4 protein-coding genes are annotated in these 3,203 nt (G+C 43.3%); all 4 read left to right on the top strand.

The genetic code is table 11. The features are described from left to right. Positions 1-213: laccase domain-containing protein (locus AC29Z1_RS15540; RefSeq protein WP_488272364.1), on the top strand; the 213-nt coding region annotated here is incomplete at its 5' end. 167 nt (positions 214-380) lie between these two features. Next, positions 381-2,141, top strand: a complete 1,761-nt coding sequence (locus AC29Z1_RS15545; protein WP_488272365.1) for a sigma-54 interaction domain-containing protein — start codon at positions 381-383, stop codon at positions 2,139-2,141. A 164-nt stretch (positions 2,142-2,305) separates the two neighbouring features. Next, positions 2,306-2,617 (top strand): (2Fe-2S)-binding protein, encoded by a 312-nt coding sequence (locus AC29Z1_RS15550; protein WP_488272366.1) that lies wholly within the window; start codon positions 2,306-2,308, stop codon positions 2,615-2,617. Further along, positions 2,608-3,203: NAD(P)/FAD-dependent oxidoreductase (locus AC29Z1_RS15555; protein WP_488272367.1), on the top strand; the 596-nt coding region annotated here is incomplete at its 3' end. The genes AC29Z1_RS15550 and AC29Z1_RS15555, both read left to right, overlap by 10 nt.

The raw sequence follows: 3,203 nt of genomic DNA on the forward strand, positions 1-3,203 counted from the left end.
TTTAATCGGTGGGAAGAGTTGGTGACGCCGAGTGCCGATCGTTGGCAACTTAATTTGTGGGAAGCTAACCGCCAGCAACTGCTGGAGATAGGTGTACCTGACAGTAATATTACAATAAGTGGTATTTGTACTGCTGAAAATACTCCCGTATTTTTTTCTCACCGCGCTGAACGTGGGCGTACCGGACGAATTGGTGCTGTTATTGCACTGTAATGATATTGTAATTATTTGTCTATATGTGAGAGATCAATGTTCTTGATTTTTGTTACAAGGGTTAGTTATAATAAAAATAAATGTCAAATAATTGACACCAGCAAAGACGCTGTTCTTCTTGTATTAGAGGGACGGCGTTTTTTTTTATAAGGGGGGAGAGTATCGTCATGCAGCAATTGTGTTTAAGAGATATTGTTATTACCAAGCTGGTGGTTCTAGAGCCTGATATAGAGGCAGCAGTTGCTGCCGCTTATATTAGAAATAAAGAAACGGTAGCCATTATAGAAAACGAAGGAAAATGGGGTTATATTACTGCAGATCACCTACATTGCCCTGGGACATGGGCTTGGCAACTTGCTAGTTTTGACGCTGTTATACAACCGGCAAGTATGTTATCAGAGCGATTAGAGAGTTTCCCGGTTGAACTTATAAAAGATACTGTTTTATTCGAAGCTGCTGGCCGAATTATAGCTTTCAGCACCCCGGAGCTATTGTTTGCCGCGCTGTTTTCCCGACACAAATTGCTGCAATCGCAAATGGAGGCCATCTTAGATACTGTAGGTGAGTCAGTCTGTGTAATTGACCAGGATAATCGAGTGGTTATTTGGAATAAGGGCGCCGAAAAATTGTACGGTATTCAAGCTGAAGAAATTATAGGAAAGGCGATTGATCATTATTTTTCAAATCTATTGGTGAAAAAAGCTGCGGCCGAGCGTGTTACAATTAAAGATCAGTATCATAATCCTTGTTTAAAAACTCATGTACTTATTAATGCAGCACCAATTATTATGAACTATCAGGTTGTCGGCGGTGTGTGCGCTGAACGGGATATTACCGAAATTGTAAACCTTAATCAGGAACTTACGCGTACCAGTCGTAAGGTGGAGTCGCTGGAAAAAGAAATTGATGAAATTAGCGCCAATGCCGATGCCTTTGCCGCTATTTGCGGTCATAGTCCGGCCATAATTGCTGCTGTGAGTATGGCAAGACGGGTGGCAGCTACTACTGCGCCGATTTTGCTCCGCGGAGAAAGTGGTACGGGAAAAGAAATTTTTGCTCGGGCAATTCATACTGCCAGTAACCGTAAAGGTCGGTTTATTGCAATTAATTGCGGCGCTATTCCAGCGAATCTAATTGAAAGTGAATTGTTTGGTTATCAATCAGGTGCGTTTACTGGTGCTGATCGCCGAGGCAAACCCGGGCTTTTTGAGCTGGCTAATGGCGGTACACTTTTTCTTGACGAAATTGGAGAAATGCCGCGAGAAATGCAAGTAAAATTACTAAGAGTTCTTCAGGAGAAAAAATTTTACCGAGTGGGCGGTGATACTCCTATTCAGGTCGATGTACGGATTATTGCTGCGACTCACCGAGAATTGGAAAAAATGATTGACCGCGGTGAGTTTCGGGAGGACTTATATTACCGGCTCAATGTCGTAACCATACACTTACCGCCGCTTCGCGATAGACGCGAGGATATTCCGGAGTTAGTATATCGGGGACTGAAACATTTTTCCAGAATTCACAATCCTGCCGTTGGTAACAGTAAAGTGGAACCAGACCTAATGGTGGCATTGTTAGAATATGATTGGCCTGGTAATGTCAGAGAACTTAATAATGTTTTGGAAAGGATGGTTATACTCGCTGATGGCGATATACTGACATCAGACTATTTGCCTGCGAATATTAAGGCCAGCAAGTCTCAAAATGAACTAGTTTGCTCGAACTCTCCAATTACCGTTACAACGCTTTCAGAACTGATGACACTTGAGCGGGCCCTTATCGAGCAAGCTCTACAGGAAAATAATTTTAACAAGGCTGCTGCCGCCAAAAAACTAGGTATTCCCCGAAGTACACTATATTATAAAATGCAGCAGCTAAATCTGATGACAGGTGGCGTCAGTCTTTTGACGGCCGCGTCAAAAAAATGACACCTCAAAGTATAAGATTGCTGTACACGGTTGCTCATTCACTATGCAAGAAAGGTTAATTTGTGCTAATTATGTGGGTGAGCAAAGTGCATTGCGGCAATTATTTTTTGTGTTTCTTACGTTGGCACATAAATTGCAACAGCAAGAAGTAAGGAGGTGTGGGTATGAGGATTATCAATCATCCAATATTACAATTTTCCAAAAAAGATAAAGTGCAATTTACTTTTAACAATCAGCCACTAGAAGGATATGCCGGTGAACCAATTGCTGCTGCTTTATACGCTGCTGGTATCAAGATATTTGGACATAGTCACAAACTCCAACGGCCACGTGGACTGTTCTGTGCAATTGGTAACTGTTCATCCTGCTTAATGACAGTTGACGGAATTCCCAATGTACGGATATGTGTTGAGCCGTTGCGACAAGGAATGAGTGTTGAAACCCAAGCAGGAAGAGGGAAACTGCAATGGATATAGATATTGCCATCGTTGGCGCCGGCCCTGCTGGACTTATGGCAGCCATTCATGCTGGAAAAGCGGGGGCCAGTGTGCTGCTCATCGAACGGGCCGAACAGTTTGGGGGCCAGCTTATTAAGCAAACCCATAAGTTTTTTGGTTCTAAAAGCGAGTTTGCCGGTGAGCGGGGGATCGAAATTGCAAAATTTCTGGTTAGCGAAGCACTGGCATTACCTAATGTAACTGCCTGGAACAACAGTATTGTGCTCGGATACTATCCGGATGACGGTGTATTGACAGTTAAACATATGGGTACATTCGTTACGGTGAAAGCCAAAAAAATCATTGTCGCTACTGGTGCGGCTGAAAAAACATTGGCTTTTCCAGGAAACGACTTACCAGGTATTACCGGAGCAGGTGCGGTTCAAACCCTTATGAATGTCCATGGAGTTTTGCCAGGTAAACGCTTTTTGATAGTAGGCTCAGGCAATATCGGACTAATTGTAGCATATCAACTGTTGCAAGCAGGTGTTAAGGTTGTCGGGATTGTCGAAGCAGCTGCCAAGATTGGTGGTTATCTGGTACATGCTGCCAAAGTCCGTCGGGC

The sequence above is a fragment of the Sporomusa sp. genome (assembly GCF_057736855.1).

Excerpts from the sequence above, each read along its gene's own strand:
- AC29Z1_RS15550 (WP_488272366.1), top strand. The coding sequence starts at position 2,306 with ATGAGGATTATCAATCATCCAATATTACAATTTTCCAAAAAAGATAAA.
- AC29Z1_RS15545 (WP_488272365.1), top strand. The coding sequence starts at position 381 with ATGCAGCAATTGTGTTTAAGAGATATTGTTATTACCAAGCTGGTGGTT.